At 51.9% G+C, this 1,315-nt stretch carries 2 protein-coding genes; both read right to left on the reverse strand.

Annotated features, from left to right (window positions below):
• The coding region (locus tag CVU71_18680; GenBank protein PKN16554.1) for a UDP-glucose 4-epimerase at positions 1–1,005 on the reverse strand (1,005 nt) is incomplete at its 3' end.
• Between the two features lie 3 nt (positions 1,006–1,008).
• Positions 1,009–1,315 (reverse strand): L-fucosamine transferase (locus CVU71_18685; GenBank protein PKN16555.1); only part of this gene is annotated, 307 nt, incomplete at its 5' end.

The following is a 1,315-nucleotide window of genomic DNA, read 5'->3' on the forward strand; positions in this document are numbered from 1 at the left end:
CTGCCTCCCGCCAACCTGACGCATTTCCAGGATCGTTTCTTTCCACCCGGTCTTTAAATCATAGTGTGGCACAAAACCGATTTCCTTTTGAAAACGACTACTGTCAACGGCAATATCTTCCGTATATTTATCCATCATCTCTGCCGTCACCGGCGACTTGAAACCGGCAGCGCGGATTCCCGATTCCATAAAACGGACCAGCGTTCGTGTCGGCTCTACAGGCAATGATAAGCGGGGCGGCCTGCGTCCGAGTCCCGAACAAACCGCTTCGATAATTGCATTCATGGTATGAAAACTGCCATCGGTCACGTTGAATAGCCTACCTGCCGCTTCAGGATGAAAAACAGCCTGCACGACGGCACGGCCGACATCCTTATCATAAATCAGCGTTCTCCGGTTTAATCCGTTCCCTATGGGAATAAAACGATGATTCGCCAAGGCATGTGTCATGCGCTCATAGTTTCCCTTGATGCGGGAACCGTAAATCGCACCAAACCGCAAGACGATTCCCGATGGCCGACCATCCGCTCCTCTCACATTCAGGACGATCTCCTCCGCCTGAAGTTTGGTCCGGGCGTAGAATGTGTCAGGACAGGGCTTTGAATCTTCCGTTAAGATTCGGCCTCCGGACTGTCCGTAAACAGCAATGGTACTGAACAAAACAATGCGCTTTACACCAGCCTCAGCCGCCACATCCACTATATTGCCTGTTCCCCCTACATTGATTTTCTGATACTTTTCGCGAATTTCAGGAGAAACATGAACAATATGCAGAAGCGCCGCCATATGAATGACGGCATCCACTCCATCCATAGCAGCCCGCACGTCAGACACATCGGTAACATCGCCAATGACAGCCTCCACGCCATCAGGCCAGATTCCAACAGGCGGGGTGTCCAGCGACAACGTACGGACAGCATAGCCCGCGTCGTGAACGGCCCGTACCACAACTGGACCTACCGCACCGGTAGCGCCGGTAATCAATATGCGGAGGGAGCGCGACATGGGTTAATCCATCCTTGTGAAATGAGATAAGATTTGCTGTGCAGCCTTCGAAACCGAAAACGTGCTCTCCAGAAGAGCACGGGCGTTCAACCCCAATTGGCGGCGCAGCGTCTCGCTGCCTGCCAATCTTCTGGCACTGGAAACCAGCAGGCTGTCTTCACCATTGATGCAAACTAAACCGGCATTATTATTTTCCAGTATATCTTTCAAGTCATTGCCCGGGTTTATACTGGCCAGTATCGGCATGGAGTGATACATATACCCCAGCAGCTTGCCCGGAAAATTCTGGGTTCTCAAATTGCGGTCGAGG

Source organism: Deltaproteobacteria bacterium HGW-Deltaproteobacteria-6 (assembly GCA_002840435.1).
Taxonomy (GTDB): Bacteria; Desulfobacterota; Syntrophia; order Syntrophales; family Smithellaceae; genus UBA8904.